Source organism: Mycobacterium montefiorense (assembly GCF_025823255.1).
Lineage (GTDB): Bacteria > Actinomycetota > Actinomycetes > Mycobacteriales > Mycobacteriaceae > Mycobacterium > Mycobacterium montefiorense.
Window position 1 is genome coordinate 1,079,166 of the sequence record NZ_JACKVL010000013.1, and the last position, 20,472, is coordinate 1,099,637.

At 66.2% G+C, this 20,472-nt stretch carries 14 protein-coding genes; 7 read left to right on the forward strand and 7 right to left on the reverse strand.

The genetic code is table 11. The annotated features are described in order from the left end of the window. Positions 1-12: 12 nt before the first annotated feature. The 3 genes from polA (at position 13) to coaE (ending at position 5,551) form a co-directional block, all read left to right on the forward strand. Positions 13-2,685 (forward strand): DNA polymerase I, encoded by a 2,673-nt coding sequence (gene polA, locus H7K34_RS18505; protein WP_264063612.1) that lies wholly within the window; start codon positions 13-15, stop codon positions 2,683-2,685. A 183-nt stretch (positions 2,686-2,868) separates the two neighbouring features. Further along, the gene (rpsA, locus tag H7K34_RS18510) at positions 2,869-4,314 is read left to right on the forward strand and encodes a 30S ribosomal protein S1 (protein WP_264063427.1); all 1,446 of its coding nucleotides are present in this window, start codon (positions 2,869-2,871) and stop codon (positions 4,312-4,314) included. A 22-nt stretch (positions 4,315-4,336) separates the two neighbouring features. Then, the gene (gene coaE, locus H7K34_RS18515; protein WP_264063428.1) at positions 4,337-5,551 is read left to right on the forward strand and encodes a dephospho-CoA kinase; all 1,215 of its coding nucleotides are present in this window, start codon (positions 4,337-4,339) and stop codon (positions 5,549-5,551) included. Between the two features lie 3 nt (positions 5,552-5,554). Here coaE and H7K34_RS18520 read toward each other — a convergent pair whose 3' ends face one another. From H7K34_RS18520 to H7K34_RS18535, 4 genes are all read right to left on the reverse strand, one after another. Next, entirely contained in the window at positions 5,555-5,965 is a 411-nt protein-coding gene (locus tag H7K34_RS18520; protein WP_264063429.1) for a hypothetical protein, read from the reverse strand. 56 nt (positions 5,966-6,021) lie between these two features. Continuing rightward, complete coding sequence (locus H7K34_RS18525; protein WP_264063430.1) at positions 6,022-6,567, reverse strand: DNA polymerase ligase N-terminal domain-containing protein; 546 nt, start codon at positions 6,565-6,567, stop codon at positions 6,022-6,024. Positions 6,568-6,613: 46 nt separating this feature from the next. Further along, on the reverse strand, positions 6,614-7,057 hold the full coding sequence (locus H7K34_RS18530; RefSeq protein WP_264063613.1) for a DUF402 domain-containing protein: 444 nt from the start codon (positions 7,055-7,057) through the stop codon (positions 6,614-6,616). 95 nt (positions 7,058-7,152) lie between these two features. Next, a complete protein-coding gene (locus H7K34_RS18535; RefSeq protein WP_264063431.1) occupies positions 7,153-9,717 on the reverse strand; it encodes an FHA domain-containing protein in 2,565 nt (854 codons plus the stop codon). Positions 9,718-9,885: 168 nt separating this feature from the next. Between H7K34_RS18535 and H7K34_RS18540 the strand changes: the two genes are divergently transcribed. The 3 genes from H7K34_RS18540 (at position 9,886) to H7K34_RS18550 (ending at position 15,667) form a co-directional block, all read left to right on the forward strand. Next, positions 9,886-11,946, forward strand: coding sequence for a serine/threonine-protein kinase (locus H7K34_RS18540; RefSeq protein ID WP_264063432.1), 2,061 nt, complete (start codon positions 9,886-9,888; stop codon positions 11,944-11,946). A 120-nt stretch (positions 11,947-12,066) separates the two neighbouring features. After that, complete coding sequence (gene uvrB / locus H7K34_RS18545) at positions 12,067-14,226, forward strand: excinuclease ABC subunit UvrB (RefSeq protein WP_264063433.1); 2,160 nt, start codon at positions 12,067-12,069, stop codon at positions 14,224-14,226. Positions 14,227-14,254: 28 nt separating this feature from the next. Next, positions 14,255-15,667 carry an MFS transporter gene (locus H7K34_RS18550; RefSeq protein ID WP_264063434.1) on the forward strand — a complete coding sequence of 471 codons (1,413 nt, stop codon included), beginning with the start codon at positions 14,255-14,257 and terminating at the stop codon, positions 15,665-15,667. Positions 15,668-15,713: 46 nt separating this feature from the next. Here the strand turns inward: H7K34_RS18550 and H7K34_RS18555 are convergent, their stop codons facing one another. Next, positions 15,714-17,285, reverse strand: a complete 1,572-nt coding sequence (locus H7K34_RS18555; RefSeq protein ID WP_264063435.1) for a mannosyltransferase — start codon at positions 17,283-17,285, stop codon at positions 15,714-15,716. A 317-nt stretch (positions 17,286-17,602) separates the two neighbouring features. Between H7K34_RS18555 and H7K34_RS18560 the strand changes: the two genes are divergently transcribed. Beyond that, positions 17,603-18,046, forward strand: a complete 444-nt coding sequence (locus tag H7K34_RS18560; protein WP_264063436.1) for a universal stress protein — start codon at positions 17,603-17,605, stop codon at positions 18,044-18,046. 15 nt (positions 18,047-18,061) lie between these two features. Here the strand turns inward: H7K34_RS18560 and H7K34_RS18565 are convergent, their stop codons facing one another. Further along, positions 18,062-19,495, reverse strand: a complete 1,434-nt coding sequence (locus tag H7K34_RS18565) for a PPE family protein (protein ID WP_264063437.1) — start codon at positions 19,493-19,495, stop codon at positions 18,062-18,064. Positions 19,496-19,782: 287 nt separating this feature from the next. Continuing rightward, complete coding sequence (locus tag H7K34_RS18570) at positions 19,783-20,469, reverse strand: MBL fold metallo-hydrolase (RefSeq protein ID WP_264063438.1); 687 nt, start codon at positions 20,467-20,469, stop codon at positions 19,783-19,785. Positions 20,470-20,472 lie beyond the last annotated feature (3 nt).

Consider the following 20,472-nt stretch of genomic DNA (forward strand, 5'->3'; position numbering starts at 1 on the left):
AAGCCGACACTGATGTTGCTGGACGGCAACTCGCTGGCTTTTCGGGCGTTCTACGCGCTGCCCGCGGAGAACTTCAAGACCCGCGGCGGCCTGACCACCAACGCGGTCTACGGCTTCACCGCCATGCTGATTAACCTGCTGCGCGACGAGGCACCGACGCACATCGCCGCGGCGTTCGACGTGTCGCGGCAGACGTTTCGGCTGGAGCGTTATCCGGAGTACAAGGCCGGCCGGTCGGAAACCCCGGACGAGTTCCGCGGCCAGATCGACATCACCAAGGAAGTGCTGGGCGCGCTGGGCATCACGGTGCTCGCGGAGCCGGGATTCGAAGCCGACGACCTGATTGCGACGCTGGCCACGCAGGCCGAAAACGAGGGCTACCGGGTGCTGGTGGTCACCGGCGACCGCGACGCCCTGCAGTTGGTCAGTGACGACGTGACGGTGCTGTACCCGCGCAAGGGTGTCAGCGAGCTCACCCGCTTCACCCCGGACGCGGTCGTCGAGAAGTACGGGCTGACCCCCACGCAATATCCCGACTTCGCCGCGCTGCGTGGCGATCCCAGCGACAACCTGCCCGGGATTCCCGGCGTGGGGGAGAAGACCGCCTCGAAGTGGATCGTCGAGTACGGGTCGCTGCAGGGCCTGGTTGACAACGTCGACTCGGTGCGCGGCAAGGTGGGCGACGCGCTGCGGGAGCACCTGGCTAATGTCATCCGCAACCGGGAACTCACCGACCTCGTCAAGGACGTGCCGCTGGCCCAAACGCCGGATACGCTGCGGCTGCTGGGGTGGGATCGCGACCAGATTCACCGGCTTTTCGACGACCTCGAGTTCCGGGTGCTGCGGGACCGGCTGTTCGACACGCTGGTGTCGGTGGACCCCGAGGTGGACGAGGGATTCGAGGTGCGCGGCGGCGCGCTGGAGGCCGGTCAGCTGGCCGTCTGGCTGGCCGAGCACAGCTCGGGCAAGCGGTTCGGCCTGGCCGTCGTCGGCACCCACCTGGCTTACGATGCCGACGCGACCGCGTTGGCCATCGTGTCCTCCAACGGCGAGGGTCGCTACATCGACACCTCGGCACTGGATCCCGACGACGAGGCGGCGCTGGCATCCTGGCTCGCCGACCCCGGCCCGCCCAAGGCGCTGCACGAAGCCAAGCTGGCGATGCACGACCTGGCCGGGCGCGGCTGGACGTTGGCTGGTGTCACCTCCGATACCGCACTGGCGGCCTACCTGGTGCGGCCCGGTCAGCGCAGCTTCTCCCTCGACGACCTTTCGCTTCGCTACCTTCGCCGTGAGTTGCGCGCGGAAACAGCTGAGCAGCAACAGCTTTCGCTTCTCGACGATTCCGACGGTGTCGACGACCAGGCGGTGCAGACGCTGATCCTGCGGGCCATGGCGGTGCTGGATCTGGCCGATGCGCTGGACGAGGAACTGGCCCGGATCAACTCCACCTCGCTGTTGGGCGGCATGGAGCTGCCGGTGCAGCGGGTGCTGGCAGGGCTAGAGCACGTCGGCATCGCGGTGGATCTGCCGCAATTGTCGGAGCTGCAAAGCGATTTCGCCGCTCAGATCCGCGATGCGGCCGAAGCGGCCTACGAGGTGATCGGCAAGCAGATCAATCTCGGCTCGCCGAAGCAGCTGCAATCGGTGCTCTTCGACGAGCTGGGCATGCCGAAAACCAAGCGCACCAAGACCGGCTACACCACCGACGCGGACGCTTTGGCGTCGCTGTTCGACAAGACCGGCCATCCGTTCCTGCAGCATCTGCTCGCGCACCGCGATGCCACTCGGCTCAAGGTCACCGTCGACGGGCTGCTGAATTCGGTGGCCTCCGACGGGCGCATTCACACCACGTTCAACCAGACCATCGCCGCGACGGGCAGATTGTCGTCGACCGAGCCGAATCTGCAGAACATTCCGATCCGCACCGAGGCCGGCCGGCGCATCCGCGACGCGTTCGTGGTCGGTGACGGCCCCGACGGACCAATGGCCGAGCTGATGACGGCGGACTACAGCCAGATCGAGATGCGGATCATGGCCCACTTGTCGGGCGACGAGGGCCTGATCGAGGCGTTCAACACCGGCGAGGACCTGCATTCCTTCGTCGCGTCCCGGGCGTTCGGCGTGCCGATCGAGGAGGTCACTCCCGAGCTGCGCCGCCGGGTCAAGGCGATGTCGTACGGCCTGGCCTACGGATTGAGCGCCTACGGGTTGGCCCCCCAGCTCAAGATCTCCACCGAGGAGGCCAAGGAGCAGATGGACCAATACTTCGCCCGATTCGGCGGTATCCGCGACTACCTGCGCGACGTCGTCGAGCAGGCCCGCAAGGACGGTTACACCTCGACGGTGTTCGGTCGCCGGCGCTATCTTCCCGAGCTGGACAGCAGTAACCGCAACGTCCGCGAGGCGGCCGAGCGGGCCGCGCTCAACGCGCCCATCCAGGGCAGCGCGGCCGACATTATCAAGGTGGCGATGATCGAGGTCGACAAGGCGATCAACGAGGCCGGGCTCACGTCGCGGATGTTGTTGCAGGTACACGACGAATTGCTGTTCGAAATCGCGCCCGGCGAGCGAGAAAAGGTGGAAGCGCTGGCACGCGACAAGATGGGCGCCGCCTACCCACTTGACGTCCCGCTCGAAGTCTCCGTCGGCTATGGCCGCTCATGGGACGCCGCCGCGCACTAGCGCGGGCAAACGGGACGCGGGCGGTAATCGCGCCCGGAATTCGCCGAAATGTAACGTCCGCGTCAGATATGCAAACGCTATTGGGGGCCGAGTTTGGCCAGCGTGTGCCTAGTCGAGTAACCTCAGCAGGGTAAATCCCTGAATTGTCCCTACGATCAAACCTGTCCGGAGCAACCCAACAACATGCCGAGTCCCGCCGTCACCTCGCCGCAAGTAGCCGTCAACGACATTGGCTCCGCCGAGGACTTTCTCGCAGCAATAGACAAAACGATCAAGTACTTCAACGATGGCGACATCGTCGAAGGCACCATCGTCAAAGTTGACCGGGACGAGGTGCTCCTCGACATCGGCTATAAGACCGAAGGGGTCATCCCCGCCCGCGAACTCTCCATCAAGCACGATGTCGACCCCAACGAGGTCGTTACCGTCGGTGATGAGGTCGAAGCCCTTGTTCTCACCAAGGAGGACAAAGAAGGCCGTCTGATCCTGTCCAAGAAGCGCGCACAGTATGAGCGCGCCTGGGGCACGATCGAGGCGCTCAAGGAGAAGGACGAGGCCGTCAAGGGCACCGTCATCGAGGTCGTCAAGGGTGGCCTGATCCTCGACATCGGGTTGCGCGGCTTCCTGCCCGCCTCACTTGTCGAGATGCGTCGAGTCCGCGATCTTCAGCCGTACATCGGCAAGGAGATCGAGGCCAAGATCATCGAGCTGGACAAGAACCGCAACAACGTGGTGCTCTCCCGCCGCGCCTGGCTGGAGCAGACCCAGTCCGAGGTGCGCAGCGAGTTCCTCAACCAGCTGCAGAAGGGCACCATCCGCAAGGGTGTGGTCTCGTCGATCGTCAACTTCGGCGCGTTCGTCGATCTCGGCGGTGTCGACGGTCTGGTGCACGTTTCCGAGTTGTCCTGGAAGCACATCGATCACCCGTCCGAGGTCGTCCAGGTTGGCGACGAGGTCACCGTCGAGGTGCTCGACGTCGATATGGACCGCGAGCGGGTTTCGTTGTCGCTCAAGGCGACTCAGGAAGACCCGTGGCGTCACTTCGCCCGCACCCACGCCATCGGCCAGATCGTTCCCGGCAAGGTCACCAAGCTCGTCCCGTTCGGCGCGTTCGTTCGTGTTGAGGAGGGCATCGAGGGTCTGGTGCACATCTCCGAGCTGGCTGAGCGCCACGTCGAGGTGCCCGACCAGGTGGTGGCCGTCGGCGACGACGCGATGGTCAAGGTCATCGACATCGACCTGGAGCGCCGCCGAATCTCGTTGTCGCTCAAGCAGGCCAACGAGGACTACACCGACGAGTTCGACCCCGCGAAGTACGGCATGGCTGACAGCTACGACGAGCAGGGCAACTACATCTTCCCCGAGGGCTTCGACTCCGAGACCAACGAATGGCTCGAAGGATTCGACACCCAGCGCAACGAGTGGGAGGCCCGGTACGCCGAGGCCGAGCGCCGGCACAAGATGCACACCGCGCAGATGGAGAAGTTCGCCGCTGCCGAAGCGGCCGGGCACGCCGACAGCGATCACGCGCCGGGCAACGGTGCGTCCTCGCCCAAGGAGGCGGGCGGCTCGCTGGCCAGCGACGCTCAGCTGGCTGCGCTGCGGGAAAAGCTCGCCGGCAACGCTTGATCTTTTTGGCCCAGTCCACGTAATGCTGCGCATCGGTTTGACCGGTGGCATCGGCGCCGGGAAATCGGCGCTGTCTGCCACGTTCGCACGCAGCGGTGGGATCATCGTCGACGGCGACGTCATTGCTCGAGAGGTCGTCCAGCCGGGCACCGAAGGGTTGGCGTCGCTCGTCGAGGCGTTCGGTGACGACATCCTGGCCGAGGATGGATCGCTGGATCGCCCGGTGTTGGCGGCCAAGGCTTTTGCCGACGACGCGTCGCGTCAGAAGCTGAACGCAATCGTTCACCCGTTGGTGGGGCAGCGGCGCGCGGAGATCATCGCGGTGGTGCCGCAGGATGCGGTTGTGGTCGAAGACATTCCGCTGCTGGTGGAATCCGGCATGGCGCCGCTGTTCCCGTTGGTTGTCGTGGTGTACGCCGACGTCGAGCTGCGAGTACGGCGGCTGGTCGAGCTGCGCGGCATGCCGGAAGACGACGCCCGCGCCAGGATTGCGCTGCAGGCCAATGACGAGCAGCGTCGGGCCGCCGCCGACATCTGGTTGGATAATTCGGGCAGCGAAGAGGATTTCGTCAAACGAGCTCGTGAGGTCTGGACCGACCGGATCGTGCCGTTCGCGCACAACCTGACCGAGCGACGATTCGTCCGCGCCCCGGCGCGGGTGGTGTCGGCCGATCCGACCTGGCCGGACCAGGCGCGGCGCATCGTCAACAGGCTGGCGACGTCGTGCGGCCATAAGGCGTTGCGAGTCGACCACATTGGATCGACAGCGGTGCCGGAGTTCGACGCCAAGGACGTCATCGACATCCAGATCACTGTCGAATCACTGGCCCTCGCCGACGAGCTCGGCGAGGCGTTGCTATCGGCGGGCTACCCCCGCATCGAGCACATCGACCGTGACGACGCCAAGGCCGATGCCCGCAGCACGGTCAGCGACTACGACCACACAGACGATCCCGCGTTGTGGCGCAAGCGAATTCATGCCTCGGCCGATCCCGGTCGTCCGACCAACGTGCATATCAGGGTGGCCGGCTGGCCCAATCAGCAGTTCGCCTTGCTGTTCGTCGACTGGCTGGCCGCAAACCCCGCGGAGCGGGTGAACTACCTGACCGTCAAACACGAGGCCGAAAAGCCCGCGGACGGCGACACCGCGATCTACGTCGAGGCCAAGGAGCCGTGGTTCGCCGAGGCATACCGCCGGGCGTGGGAATGGGCGGATTTCACCGGCTGGATGCCGTAGCCGTTACGTGGGCAGCGGTGCTCCGCATTGCAGCACACCGTTATTGGGGTCGGAAACCCCGGGTGACGGCCGGACCATCTGGTCGGCCTGGGTGAAAACGTCGTCGTCGACGTCGATCTCGCAGTGCACGTTCGCCGAGTACGGGAAATGCAGCACGATCCGCAGGCCTGCTTGAGCAGGATCGGGCAACACGGTGTTGGCTTCGAACGCGTTGCGCGGCATCGACGGAAGGTTCGTGGTGCTGGTCTGGCCGCCGTTGGTGATGAACGTGGCCTGACTGCCGGTCGTCAGGGCGTCGATCCTCGCCTTATAGGTGATGTTGTGCAGGTCTGCATGCGCCGTCGCCGGAACCAACTGCGAGCCGATCACAGTCACCGCAATCACCGACATCCACCGGCGTTTATCAGGGCTCATAGCTGCTGAGATTACGCCCAGCGTGATCGGAACAACCACACGAGTTCCGCCGGGCTTTATGGCGATTCGGCTAGATCGTCGAGCGCGTCGGAGTACATCGCCGGTTCGGGTTGGCCCGTAACGGGTTTACGCCGCGGATCGACGTCCTCGTCTTTGCGCTTGAACAGCAGCCAGGTCTCGTCCTCGCCGTCCCGAATCCTGGTAAGGGCGAAGCCGCCGCACAGCTTCTCGCCCCGCAGCCAGAACGAAAGGTGGCCGCGATCCAGGCATTCGGCCATCTCACGCTCGGTTGCGTTGGCGTAGCTGCCGCGATCCCAGACGATCGGTGCGTCGTCGCCTTCGGGGCTCCCCAGTGGGTGATCCTCGGTGCGGCGCGCCATCCGCCGCTCCCTCGGGTTTGTCGACGGTCCACTGGCGATCGCCCACGACACGAGCACGCCCTGAATCTCTAGGCGCAGGTCGTAATAGTCGCCGCGGGTCGTGTGGTGCGCGATGACGAAGCACGGCTCGTTTTTGCGGGCGCGGCGTCTGCGTCCTAGCCGGCCGCGCGGCTCGGGGCCGGGGCCAGATCGACGGTTGCGCCGGTATTCACTCAAGGGCATACCGGATAGTTACCCCCGGTGTGCCGCCGCGAAAACGAACCGGAGATCATCGACGAACCTGCCAGGTGAGCTCGATACCGTTGCCGGCCAGCCAGCGGTGCAGGTCATAGCCGTTTCGGGCAAGGCCTTCGACGGCGTGCACGGCCCGGCGCACCGCCTGTTCGGCAACTTCGGGAGTCAGCAGGCCTTGGCGCACCGCTTCCAGTAGTTCGTCGACATCGGCGAGTCCCGCGCCGGAGCCGGTGCGCACCTCGATGTCGAGGTAGTGGTCCTCGGCGTTCCACACATCCGCACCGGGCGTGTATTCGCCCACATCGAGGTAGTAGTCGTGGTCACGTTCATGGCCCGGGCTGAAGTGGAAGACCGTGGCACGCAGTCCCAGCGACGGCAGCAGCCAGGACTGCAAGTAGTGGAACTGCGCTCGACCCGGCGTGGGTCGGGCGACGTAGAGCCCCCACGGGTATACGGCGTATTCGTCGACCGCCCGCACGATGCCTTTGGGGTCGGTGTTGGTGCGGGCGACCAGGTCGAACGTTTCGTGCTTCGGCAGATGGATGGCGTCACCTTTCCCGAGGATCGCGACGGTCAGCGGCGCAGCCGGATTTTCCACCGGACGGAGCCGAGATAAACCAAGGACAGCGCGGCCAGCATGCCCATGTCGAGCAGCCAGGTCTTCAACGTGTGCTGCCAGAACCGGTCCTGGGAGAGCAGCGAATCCGGAACCAGGTGCCGCAGGTCGACCGTCGAGGCCGCGGCAGCGTAACCCCAGCGCGCCGGCATGGCGAACGACAGCTGGTCGAGCCCCAGGCGGCCGGTCACCGGGACCATGCCGCCGCACAACACCAGCTGCGCCATGACCGCCACCACGAACAGCGGCATGATCTGCTCGCTGGAGCGGACTAGCGACGAAATGGCAAGGCCCAGAATGGCCGACGCGACACAGGTCGCGGCGACGGTCGCGAACAGTTCGACGGTGGCGGCCGCCGTGCCGTGGCCCAGCAGCAGGCCCCCTTGCGACGGTGCGCTTTTGCCGATTACCACGATCGCGGTGATGATCGCCGACTGCACGAGCGCAAACCCGCAAAAGACCGCCGTCTTAGCGAGCAGATACGCCGTCGTGGACAGCCCGACGGCTTGCTCGCGTTGGAAGATGGCGCGTTCACCGACCAGGTCGCGGATTGTCAGCGCGGTACCCATGAACGCCGCGGCGGGCATCAGCAGTGCCAGTATCTGGGCGGATTCGTCGGGCGTGCCCGCGTTGGCGCCCGGAAGATGGAAGCCATTCGCGCCCGGCACCGTCAGCGACAGCGAGCCCAGGATGAACGGCAACAGCGCCAGGAAAATGAAGTAGGCGCGGTCGGCGACGACCAGTCGGATCTGCCGGCGGGCGACTGTCGAGATCTGGCGCCGCATGCTGGTATGGACTGGCTCACCCAGCTCGCCGGGCTCATCGTCCTTGGCCGCCAACGGTTTCTGAGGCCGTCGCTGCGCATCGCGCCGTTCCAGAAAGCGCCGGTTGGCTTCGTCTGGATCGGCGCCCACCTTGGTGAAGATCTTGGCCCAGTTGCTGGTGCCCATCGCCGTACCGATCTGGTCCGGCGGCCCGCAGTAGGCGGTCTTGCCGCCCGGTGCGACCAACAGCAACTGGTCGCACAGTTCGAGGTAGGACAGCATGTGCGTCACCACGATCACCACGCGGCCGGCGTCGGCCAACTGACGCAGCATGATCATGACCTGGTGGTCCAGCGCGGGGTCCAGGCCCGACGTGGGCTCGTCCAGGATCAGCAGCGACGGGCCGGTCAGCAGTTCCAGCGCGACCGACGCGCGTTTGCGCTGTCCGCCGGAGAGCTTGTCGACGCGGGTTTCGGCGTGCTTGGTCAGGTCAAGCTCCTCGAGCACCTCGGTGACGACTTTGGCGCGGTCGGTTTTGCTGGTGTCGGGTGGCAGCCGTAGTTCGGCGGCGTAGCCCAGCGCCTGGTTCACGGTCAGCGGGCGGTGCACGACGTCGTCTTGCGGGACCATGCCGATCCTGCTGCGCAGCGACGCGTACTCGGAGTGAATGTTGTGGCCCGCGAGGGTAACTGAACCAGAGCTGGGGGTGGTGTAACCGGTGATCAGGCGGGCCAGGGTGCTCTTCCCGGCGCCCGATCCACCGATGACGGCGGTCAACGTTCCGGGGCGCGCGGTCAACGAGATGTTGTCCAGCAGTTGTTTGCCGTTGTCGACAACGTACTTGACGTCGCGCACTTGCAGGCCGCCGGCCCGGCTGGCTGCTTCGCTGAGTTTGATCAGCGTTGCATCGCGGACGACCAGGTCGACATTGCCGATGGTGACGACGTCGTCGTCGCTCAAGATCGCCGAACCGACCCGGGTGCCGTTGACGAATGTTCCGTTGATGCTGTTGTCCCGGATCTCCATGCCCAGCGGCGTCGGAATCAGCGTCGCGTGTTGGCGCGAGGCCAGTACGTCGGAGACGACGATGTCGCTTTCGGGGGCGCGGCCGATCGTCTTGGCGCCGACGGTGCCCGCGGCCGATGAGGCGCGCGGTGAGAGCAGCTTCACAAAGCGTGTGGAGAGGTTCGACACGTCGGCTGTCTTGGCGTCGATCACGGTGGACTCGGCCGGCGGTGTCGCGCGTATCGGCGGTGGTATGCGTGGTGGTGCTTTGCGTGGTTGCACACCGGGATACCTTGGCGGACCGGGTATTTGAGGCCGCCGGGGCAGTCGCGGGAGCGGGTGGGAGGTGGTTGTCGGCATGTCGGACAAGGCGGACCAGGCGATCGTGGATGGCCCGGAACCAGGCGTCGACCTCGGTTGGGGCGGCCCGCTGATCTGACCCTGTTGCGGTCCGATCGCGAAGGTCAGCTGCGGACCCTGAGGGTTTCCGATGTTAATGCTCTGGCCGTCGTGAATATCGATGACCGGCATCCGGTAGCCGTTGACGTAGGTCCCGTTCAGCGAGCCGTTGTCGATGGCCAGCCAGCGGCCTTGGTCGAAACGCAGGACCAGGTGGGCACGAGATATCCGCGGGTCGGCGATGCGCAGGTCCGCGTCTCGATCCCGGCCGACGATCACCTCGTGGCCCGCGGCGAAGGTTCTCTGAGACCCGTCGAGCCGAATTGTCAGGACAGGAGGGGCGGGTCGGCTCACTACTCAAGTATCGGTCCGTCGAGTCAATGCCGCCCCTTGGACTCGCCTGTGACTTGGCTTTGTATCGGTGGCCGGCTTCATAGCTGGTTCATAGCGTCCAACAGCCTTTTGCCTATCCGCGTCCGGCATTGTTCGAACTGGAGGAGCCAGAGGGGGATCTGTTCACATATGGACGAGGCGAAGCGCCCAACCCGGCGCGTCGGCAGCGGCCGACGGCTGCTGACTAATCCGCGACTGGCCGGTGTGGCGCTGCGCGCGGGGTTTCAATCGCTTCCGTCAGCGACCGTCGCACATCTGTTGCGCCGCGTTCCCCCGGTCAACTCGACGCCGAACGTAGCACCCCCGCACAGCCCGGCCGGTGAAGCCGGCGGATCGCGCCTGGCGATGGCCAACGGCGCTTCCTTCGCGGGCTACACCATCCTGCGGCCGCTGGGCGCCGGGGGGATGGCCGAGGTCTATCTGGCTTTGCATCCCCGGCTGCCGCGCCGCGATGTGATCAAAGTCCTCGCCGAGGCCGTCACCGCGGACAGCGAGTTCCGCGAAAGGTTCAATCGGGAAGCCGATCTCGCCGGCACTCTTTGGCACCCGCACATCGTCGGTGTGCACGATCGCGGTGAATTCGATGGCCAGCTGTGGATCTCGATGGACTACGTCGAAGGCACCGACGCGTCCCGGCTGGTGAAAGAGCGCTACTCCGACGGGATGCCGGTCAGCGAGGTGTGCGCCATACTCGAAGCCGTCGCGGGCGCACTCGATTACGCGCACGATCGCGGCCTGCTGCATCGCGACGTCAAGCCTGCCAATATCCTGCTCACTCATCCCGGGTACGACGATCAGCGAATCCTGTTGGCGGACTTCGGTGTAGCGCGGCATCTGGCCAATATCAGCGGGATCACCGAAACCAATGTCGCTGTCGGGACGGTCGCGTACGCGGCGCCCGAGCAATTGACCGGATCCAACATCGATGGCCGGGCTGACCAGTATGCATTGGCCGCCACCGCATTTCATCTACTCACCGGCGCTCCGCCGTTCCGGCATTCCAACCCCATCGCGGTGATCAGCCAGCACCTGCACGAGGACCCGCCCCGGCTCAGCGATTACCGCCCGGACTTGGTGCACCTCGACGACGTGTTCTTCAAAGCCCTGGGCAAGCAACCCACGGAGCGGTTCGAGCGGTGTCGCGCGTTCGCCGCAGCGGTCGGCGAGCAGGTCGATGCCGTCGCCGAGATTGAGCCGAGTACGCCGGTTTCCGAGATCGTTCCACACCGGCGCCGCGGCGCCCGCGGCCTGGCGGCGACGGCCAAAGACAGGTTCTCGTCCAGGGTCCGCTGGTCGGCCGCGCTGGTGTGCGCGGTGCTCGTTGCCGTCGCGGCGACCTGGTCGACGCTGTACTCGTTCCAGCCGGCAAGTCCGCAACCCAACCCCGCGCTGGCATCGAGACCGTCCGCGCCGGCGGCCAGTGCCGCGCCCAGGCCCGGGGGACCGGCCCTGGGTGGCACCTACCAACTGACGTATGACCGGACCAAGCGGACCACCAACGGCGTCGCGATCCGGCACGACGGCTCCGACACCAACTGGTGGGCGTTCCGTTCCGCCTGCACCACCAAGGGATGCGCTGCCACCGGCACGAAGTTGGACGACGCCAACCACCAAGTGGCCAGCACCGCCGACGGTGGCGAAACCGACACGCTGCGGTACGCCAGCGGATATTGGCAGGGCGCGCCTGCGCAGGAACGGGTCGGTTGCCGCCAGCCCAACGGGCAGGTCAGGTCGACCCAGCAGGAGACCGTCGCGTGGTCATTGGCTCCTCAGCCGGACGGCACGCTGCGGGGAACCGAAACCGAGACCGTGTTGAGCAACGAGTGCAGCGCGCAGGGCGCCGTGGTACGGGTGCCGGTGGTAGCCACCCGGGTGGGGGATGCGCCGGCGGGGGTGACCTTGGGTGATCCCAACCAGGTGATCACCACCTCGACCACGCCCGCGCACCCGGCACCGGCTGTTCTCGGCGGGTTGTGCACCGACGTCGACAAACTCTCCTACGACCCGACCAGCAACCAGCAGGTCGTGTGTGAAGGCAACACGTGGGACAGGGCGCCGATCGCGTCGGGCGTCCATGCCGCGGGCAGCTCCTGCGACCTGCCCGACGTCCCGGTGTTCGCGATGTCCACCTCGAACGACGGCTACCTGCTGCAATGCGATCCGGTCACCCGGATGTGGACCCGGCACTGACGGGCATTTCCGGATCGAGTGGTGGTTCCCCCGCGGTTCTGGTGTGGCAGCTGTGGTTGAGCGCGCGATTGGCAGACCGGCATCGGGACACTTGTCGGTGCGCGCCTCTACCCTGGTGGCATGGCTTTCGCCACCGAACATCCAGTAGTCGCGCATTCCGAATACCGCGCGGTCGAGGAGGCTGTGCGCGCCGGTGGCGACTTCGAGGTGGTCAGCCCGCATGATCCGGCCGGTGACCAGCCGGCCGCCATCAACGAGCTGGAACGACGGATCATGGCGGGCGAGCGCGATGTGGTGCTGCTCGGGGCGACCGGCACCGGAAAGTCGGCCACCACCGCCTGGCTGATCGAGCGCCTGCAGCGGCCCACATTGGTGATGGCGCCCAACAAAACGTTGGCCGCTCAGCTGGCTAATGAACTACGAGAGATGTTGCCGCACAACGCAGTCGAATACTTCGTCTCGTACTACGACTATTACCAGCCAGAGGCGTACATCGCGCAGACCGACACCTACATCGAAAAGGACAGCTCGATCAACGACGATGTGGAGCGGCTGCGGCACTCCGCGACGTCGTCTCTGCTGTCTCGTCGCGACGTGGTGGTGGTGGCCTCGGTGTCGTGCATCTACGGCCTCGGCACGCCGCAGTCTTACCTGGACCGCTCGGTCGAGCTGCGCGTCGGCGCCGAAGTGCCGCGCGACGGGTTGCTGCGGTTGCTGGTCGACGTGCAGTACACCCGCAACGATCTGTCCTTCACGCGCGGCTCATTTCGGGTGCGCGGCGACACCGTGGAGATCATTCCGTCATACGAAGAGCTCGCGGTGCGTATCGAGTTCTTCGGTGACGAGATAGAGGCGCTGTACTACCTGCACCCACTGACCGGTGAGGTGGTTCGTCAGGTTGACTCGCTGCGAATCTTCCCGGCCACCCACTACGTGGCCGGCCCCGAGCGGATGGCGCAGGCGATCTCGACCATCGAGGAAGAGCTCGCCGAGCGGCTCGCCGAATTCGAGGGTCAGGGCAAGCTGCTGGAAGCCCAGCGACTGCGGATGCGCACCAATTACGACATCGAGATGATGCGGCAGGTCGGTTTCTGTTCGGGCATCGAGAATTATTCGCGGCACATCGACGGCCGGGGACCCGGCTCGCCTCCGGCGACGCTGCTGGACTACTTCCCCGAGGACTTTCTGCTGGTCATCGATGAGTCACACGTGACCGTGCCGCAGATCGGCGGCATGTACGAGGGCGACATGTCGCGCAAGCGCAACCTCGTCGATTTCGGGTTCCGGTTGCCGTCGGCGTGCGACAACCGCCCGCTGACCTGGGAGGAGTTCGCCGACCGGATCGGGCAGACGGTGTACCTGTCGGCCACCCCCGGCCCGTACGAGCTCAGCCAGGCCGCCGGAGAGTTCGTCGAGCAGGTGATCCGCCCTACCGGGCTGGTGGACCCGAAGGTCGTGGTCAAGCCGACCAAGGGGCAGATCGACGACCTGATCGCGGAGATCCGCAAACGGGCCGAAGCCGACGAGCGGGTGCTGGTGACGACCCTGACCAAGAAGATGGCCGAGGACCTCACCGACTACCTGTTGGAGATGGGCATCAGGGTGCGCTACCTGCACTCCGAGGTCGACACGCTGCGCCGGGTGGAACTGCTGCGCCAGCTGCGCCTGGGCGACTACGACGTCCTGGTCGGCATCAACCTGCTGCGCGAGGGCCTCGACCTGCCCGAGGTGTCGCTGGTGTCGATTCTTGACGCCGACAAGGAAGGCTTCCTGCGATCGTCGCGCAGTCTCATCCAGACCATCGGCCGCGCCGCCCGCAACGTCTCCGGCGAAGTGCACATGTACGCCGACAAGATGACCGACTCGATGACCGAGGCCATCGATGAGACCGAACGGCGGCGCGAAAAGCAGGTCGCCTACAACGAGGCGAACGGCATCGACCCGCAGCCGCTGCGCAAGAAGATCGCCGACATCCTCGACCAGGTCTATCGCGAGGCGGACGATTCCGAAACCGTGGAGATCGGCGGATCGGGACGCAACGCGTCGCGCGGCCGGCGTGCGCAGGGGGAGCCCGGACGCGCCGTCAGCGCCGGCATCATCGAGGGCCGCGACACCGCCAGCATGCCGCGCGCCGAACTGGCCGACCTGATCAAAGACCTCACCGCGCAGATGATGGCCGCGGCCCGTGACTTGCAATTCGAACTGGCCGCGCGGTTCCGCGACGAGATCGCCGATCTCAAAAAGGAACTCCGCGGAATGGACGCTGCCGGTCTGAAATGACGCTCGCGGCACCTCTTACGGTGTAAGGGTGACGGAGACGGGGAGCGACACCGGCAGTTGGCGCGAACTGTTGGGCAGCTACCTGGGCACGTCTACCATCCTGGCCGGTGGTGTTCTGCTATACGCCACCAACGAGTTTCTGACCACCAGCCTGCTGCCAAGCACGGTCGCCGAAATCGGAGGCAGCCGCCTGTATGCGTGGGTGACCACTCTGTATCTGGTCGGGTCGGTGGTCGCCGCGGCCACGGTGAACGCTTTGCGGCTGCGCATAGGTGCGCGCTCCGCATTCCTGTGGGGGCTGGCCGTCTTCGGCATCGCGAGCGTCGTGTGCGCACTGGCGCCGAACATGGAAGTTTTGGTAGGTGGGCGTGCCCTGCAAGGGGTGGCCGGCGGTCTGTTGGCCGGCTTGGGCTACGCGCTGATCAATACCGCCCTCCCGCGCTCGCTGTGGACCCGCGGCTCGGCGCTGGTGTCGGCGATGTGGGGAGTCGCGACCTTGGTCGGGCCCGCTCTAGGCGGCCTATTTGCGCAGTTTGGTTTGTGGCGGTGGGCATTTGGCGCGATGGCCATCCTCACCGTACTGATGGCCGTGTTGGTGCCAATGGCTCTCACCGACGGCGACGTCGCCTCCGGCGACGCGAGGGCGGCTCCGATTCACAGGGTGCCGGGGCGGTCGCTGTTACTGATGGGCGCCGCTGCCCTGGCGGTCAGCGTCGCGGAGTTGCCGCACAACGTCTTCGCGACGGTGGGGCTCCTGGTTGCCGGCGCGTTGCTGGTTTGCGCATTCGTGTTCCTCGACTGGCGAACGCAGGCAGGGGTGTTGCCGCCCAGCGTATTTGGCCGCGGGCCGTTGAAATGGATCTATCTGACGATGGCGGTGCAGATGGCCGCCGTGATGGCCGACACGTACGTGCCGTTGTTCGGTCAGCGGTTGGCGCATCTGACGCCGGTCGCGGCGGGATTTTTGGGTGCCGCGTTGGCACTCGGTTGGACGATCGCCGAGGTCGCCAGCGCATCGCTGAGCGACCCTCGCGTTGTCGGTCGGGTGATCGCGGCGGCACCGTTGGTGATGGCATTGGGGCTGGCTCTTGCCGCGGCGACGCAACGCGCTGACGCTCCGATCGGGATCGTCCTGTTGTGGGCGGCCGGGTTCCTGGTCGCCGGAATCGGCATCGGGATGACCTGGCCGCATCTGTCGATGCGCGCCATGGACTCGGTCGACGACCCGTCAGAGGGGAGCGTGGCGGCCGCGGCGATCAACACCGTTCAATTGATCTCCGCGGCTTTCGGTGCCGGGCTGGCCGGCGTGGTGGTCAACAACGCCGCGGGCGGGGATTTGGTGGCGGCTCGCTGGTTGTACGCGCTCATTGCGGTGCTGGCGGCGACGGCCGTCGCCGCGTCCACAAAGGCCAGCCGGCGCGATCGTCGCGCACCGCATTAGCGCAACATGCTTGCGAGCATCTTCGCCGAGATCGGCGGAGGCCTTGTCAGCGCGTCGATTTGACGACCTGCGAATAGTGGAATTGCCAACGCTCGACTATGTGGAAGCCGAGATAGCTCGGGAATCGGTACGCGGGGGCGCGGCCGAACGTGCCGGGCGACAACGACTGCCCGACTTGGTGATCGGGGAACGATTTGTCGTAGTTGGTGATAGTCCACAGCGTGGTACACCTGTTGATTTTGGCCGTCGTCAGCCACACCGCGACGTGACCGTCCCACAGTGAACCGACCTTCGGGCCGTACACCCCGCGTTCGACGTCGATCAGCGATCGAAACGCCGCCGGTCGGGTGGCCAGCACGGCACGGATCGGGCCGGGCCGCCACGGCACCGTGTTATCGGCCAGCAAGCAGTCGCCCGCAGCCGCGTGCGAACTGATCAGGTCGGCCACCTGGCTGTAGTCCCAGCCCTCCTTGGCGTAGGGCCAGCGCTGCACGAAGAGGTAGTCGGGGACCGCGGCCGCGGCGAAAAGCGTTACCAGAGCGGCGATCAGCCATGCACGTCGCGCGACGGTGCCGATGCAGATCGCCAACAGAACGGCCATCGCGGGGGTCGTCAGAATCAGGTAGCGGGGAAAGTACATCGGCTCGCCGATCGCCGAATAGAGCACCACGGCGGCGGTGGGCAGCACGATCCACCCGATGCAGATCATCAGCATGCGGCGCATATCGCCCGCCGGTGGCGGCGCGCCGACCAGACGGGCGACGATCGCGGCCAGCATGACGACCGCGCTGAGCACCGCGAACGGAACGCTGTGGTCGAAATACTGCCGCTGGATGATGTCGAAGGCGTAGTGCCAGCTGACCGGGAAAAGCCAGTTCACCTGGAACGCCTGACCATGCGCGAACACGATGAACGGCGTCATGGCGCCGAGCGCGATCGCCGTGCTGGCCGCCCACCAGATGACCGGTGATTTCCGGGATCCCTTGGTCGTGAGCAGGGGCAGCATCACCGCGTAGACCAGAACCAGCAGGATCAAGTTGAGGCTCAGCAGAATCGACACCATCAGCGCCGCGGCGTAGCCCACCCACAGCCGGCGCCGATTGCGCCGCACCGCGTTGACGAACAACACCGTCAGCCAGATGGCCGCGGCCACCGACAAGGCATACGAGCGGGCCTCGATACCCGCCCACGTGGTGCGCGGCAGGATCGAGAAGACGACACCCGCACACACCGCGATGCCACGTCCCGGCGCGAATTGCCTGGTAAACACCACGACACCGGCGGCAGCGGCCCCGACCGCGAGCGCGCTGGGAACCCGCGACCAGAACTCGGTCGGCGGAAAGACGGCGAACCAGCCGTGCATCAGTAGGTAGTACAGGCCGTGCACGGCGTCGATGTGGCCCAGCAGCCGCCACAGTTCGGGCAGAGTCCGGCTCGCCGCGGCCGAAATCGTCGCCCCCTCGTCGAACCACAGCGAAGGCCGGCATGCCCAGGCGCCGCTGATCACGGCTGCCAGGACGGCGATCACCCATGGGTCGAGCAACCTGCCACGCACGCGGGCCGGCCCGGATTCGTTGATGACATCCGGGGAGCCCTGCTCGACGGTGGGCGCAGTCATAGTGCCTGTCACTGTAAGGCGCACCCGATCGACCTGGTCATCAGCAGTCGGGCAGACCGTGCGCAACGGGCCAAGCTCGGCTCGAAGCCCTCGATCGCCGCGTGTGTCGTCCGTGGAAAGGGCCGCCACGCAAGCCCTTCGGGCCTTGGCCGGAGGCGGTCCATTGCCTCATTATCTTCAAAGGCGTCCGTTCCCGCAGCGTGGCGACATAAATGAAGGGTTGCGCCACGCCGTGGCGGTGTGGTTAATCTGACCCATCTAGATCGGACAACGCGCTACTGTCTTGGTTGGCCTGGCAAACGACACTGGGAGGGTTAATGTCCGCTTATCGGACTGTGGTGGTCGGCACTGACGGCTCGGACTCATCGTTGCGTGCCGTCGAACGGGCGGCCACCATCGCCGGGCCCGACGCCAAGCTGATCGTCGCGTCGGCGTACCTGCCCCAGCATCAGGATGGCCGGGCCGCAGACGTCCTGAAGGAAGAAAGCTACAAGGTGTCGGGAACGGCTCCGATTTACGCGATCTTGCAGGACGCAAAGGAGCGTGCGCACAAGGCTGGCGCGACGAACGTCGAGGAGCGCCCGATCGAGGGCGCGCCCGTTGACGCCCTGGTCAGCCTTGCCGAAGACGTGAAAGCCGACCTGCTGGTCGTCGGCAACGTCGGCCTGAGCACGATCGCGGGCCGCTTGTTGGGCTCGGTGCCGGCCAACGTGTCACGTCGGGCCAAGGTCGACGTGTTGATCGTGCACACCACGACCTGACGGACGGGTTTTCCGCTACTCCGTAGTTCCCCTGGCCCACAGCGCCAGGGACCGCATCAGCACGTCGCGCTCCAGTGCCAAGTCGGAGATCTGTTTGCGCAGATCGTTGAGTTCCTCGCGGAGATTCTCGGTCACCACGCCGTCGCCGGCCGACGCACGCGGATTCGTCCGCATCGCCTGACTGTGCATCCCCTCGTGCGGGGCGGCCGCGCGCGCCACCTGCGGAATCAACGCAGGAGGTGGGCCGTATTGGGCGGGTGTCCCGCGATCGGGTGGCGGGGTCGCGCCGCGTTGGGACGCTGCTCCGGCACGCGTGGCCGCGAAACCACCGCCGGCCGCACCGCCGCCCCCCGCTGCCGCGGCCATCAGGCTGCCCGGCAGGAACGCGCCGGCGCCGGGCCCAATGCCGTCGATCGCGGCTTCGGGCAACCCGGCCAGGGCGGCTTCCGGCAGTGCCCGGGCCGCGCTGGCGAGCACCGGTGCCGCTGAAGCCCACGCGGGCGGCACCGACAGCCCACCGACCGGCAGCGCTCGGCCCAGCCCCGCCAACACTCCGGTGCTGCCCGACGTTCCGGCGGCGGCGCCCAGGCTTGATGCGACCGGCGTCGTGTCGCTCAGCAGGCCGGCCGCCGCACCCGCCGCGCCCAGTGCCGGGGCCGCAGTACCCAGGACTGTGGCAGGTAGCACCGCATTGACCGGGCCGGCGAACAAGGGCCCGAGGATGAACAACACCCCACTGGCGACGTAGGTACCGCTGGCCGTGATGTTGAAGATTTCCGACAGGGTGGGATTGCCCGCGTCTCCCGCGAGCGTCTGCAGCACATTGGGCACCGTCTGGAGCACCTGGTTCAGGGCTTTGGGGCTGGCCGCTGCGGACGTGCTGGCCTGGCTGACCGCGGCCTCCTGGGCGCTGACCCCGGACGGATCGGTGGTCTGCGGCGGATCGGTGAATGCCGTCAACCTCGATGCGGCCGCCGACCCGCCGGCATAGGTGTACATCGTCGTCGCGTCTTGCGCCCACATCTCGCCGTACTGTGTCTCGGTGGCCGAGATGGCGGGGGTGTTCTGGCCGAAGATGTTGCTCGCCACCAACGACGCAAGCAGCGCACGGTTTTCGGCGATCAGCGCCGGCGGCACCGTCGCGGCAAACGCCGCCTCGTAAGCTGTCGCCGCCGCCCTGGCCTGCCGGGCGGCCTGCTTTACCTGCTCGGCGGTGGTGCTCATCCACGACGCGAAGACAATTGCCGCGGCCCGCATCGACATGGACGCCGGACCCATCCAGGCTTCAACCGTCAGCCCGGACACCACCGATCGGTACGCGGCGGCCGCCGAAGTCAGCTCCGCGCCCAGCCCGTCCCAGGCCGCCGCCGCCAGCCACATCGGCACGGACCCCGCCCCCGCGTACATCCGGCCGGAATTGATCTCCGGTGGTAGCGCTGCATAATCCATTTTCGTTTGCCAATCAGTTAATTGGCCACGACTGCCTGCGCGGCGGGCGTGAGTGCGAATGTTTGCTCGCATGCTACCGACCAACGCGCGCGGCGGAGGGTGTTTCGGCGCAGCTCAATCGGGATTTCGGCAGCCGGCCTCGCCGTGTTGGCCGGCCAGGTTCGAATGCGATGCGATAGGCACCCACTCGATCGCCGCGCCAGGGTTAAAGCGACCTTCGCCGACGGTGTCGTGGAGTTCGGATCATGTTCTGCTGCAAAGTAATTGACATGAGCAGCAGCTGGCCGCTAGTAGCCTCGCTCGCGCCATTCGTCCAGATGCGGGCGTTCGGTGCCCAGCATGGTGTCGTCGCCGTGGCCGGGATAGATGACGGTGGAATCCTCGTACACCTCGAACACCCGGCTGCTGACGTCATTGATCAGCTGGGTGAAGTCACCCGGTTGCCATGTCTTGCCCACCCCGCCGGGGAACAGGCAGTCGCCGGTGAACAGTTGCGTGACGCCACCCGTCGCCGGTCCATTGAGGGCCAGCGCGATCGATCCGGGGGTGTGCCCGCGCAGGTGGATGACGTCGAAAGTCAGCTTGCCGATTTGTACGGTGTCTCCGTTGGCCAGCAAGCGATCTGGTTTGACGGGCAGCGGCTCGGCGTCGATCTCGTGGGACGCGGTTGGCGCACCCGTGGCGGCGGCTACGGCTTCCAGCGCCTGCCAGTGGTCGAAGTGCTGATGGCTTGTCACGATCAGCGTCAAGTTTGGCGCGTACCGTTGGACCAGGTCGATCAGCACCTCGGCGTCGTTGGCCGCATCGATCAAAAGTGTCTGCCCGGTCTCCGAACATGTCACCAGGTAGGCGTTGTTGTCCATCGGGCCCACGGACGCCTTGACGATCGTCACCCCGGGCAGGGTGCGTCGGGCGGCGTTACCTGGGTCGACGTGTCCGGTGTAGTTGTCGCTGAGCTTGTCCGGGGCTGCCATAGC

Bases quoted from the DNA above. Each gene is read 5' to 3' on its own strand.
- H7K34_RS18520 (WP_264063429.1), bottom strand. From the start codon at position 5,965: ATGAGCCCTGATAAACGCCGGTGGATGTCGGTGATTGCGGTGACTGTG.
- coaE (WP_264063428.1), top strand. From the start codon at position 4,337: ATGCTGCGCATCGGTTTGACCGGTGGCATCGGCGCCGGGAAATCGGCG.
- polA (WP_264063612.1), top strand. From the start codon at position 13: ATGTTGCTGGACGGCAACTCGCTGGCTTTTCGGGCGTTCTACGCGCTG.
- H7K34_RS18540 (WP_264063432.1), top strand. From the start codon at position 9,886: ATGGACGAGGCGAAGCGCCCAACCCGGCGCGTCGGCAGCGGCCGACGG.
- H7K34_RS18565 (WP_264063437.1), bottom strand. From the start codon at position 19,495: ATGGATTATGCAGCGCTACCACCGGAGATCAATTCCGGCCGGATGTAC.
- H7K34_RS18525 (WP_264063430.1), bottom strand. From the start codon at position 6,567: ATGCCCTTGAGTGAATACCGGCGCAACCGTCGATCTGGCCCCGGCCCC.
- rpsA (WP_264063427.1), top strand. From the start codon at position 2,869: ATGCCGAGTCCCGCCGTCACCTCGCCGCAAGTAGCCGTCAACGACATT.
- H7K34_RS18560 (WP_264063436.1), top strand. From the start codon at position 17,603: ATGTCCGCTTATCGGACTGTGGTGGTCGGCACTGACGGCTCGGACTCA.
- uvrB (WP_264063433.1), top strand. From the start codon at position 12,067: ATGGCTTTCGCCACCGAACATCCAGTAGTCGCGCATTCCGAATACCGC.
- H7K34_RS18570 (WP_264063438.1), bottom strand. From the start codon at position 20,469: ATGGCAGCCCCGGACAAGCTCAGCGACAACTACACCGGACACGTCGAC.
- H7K34_RS18555 (WP_264063435.1), bottom strand. From the start codon at position 17,285: ATGACTGCGCCCACCGTCGAGCAGGGCTCCCCGGATGTCATCAACGAA.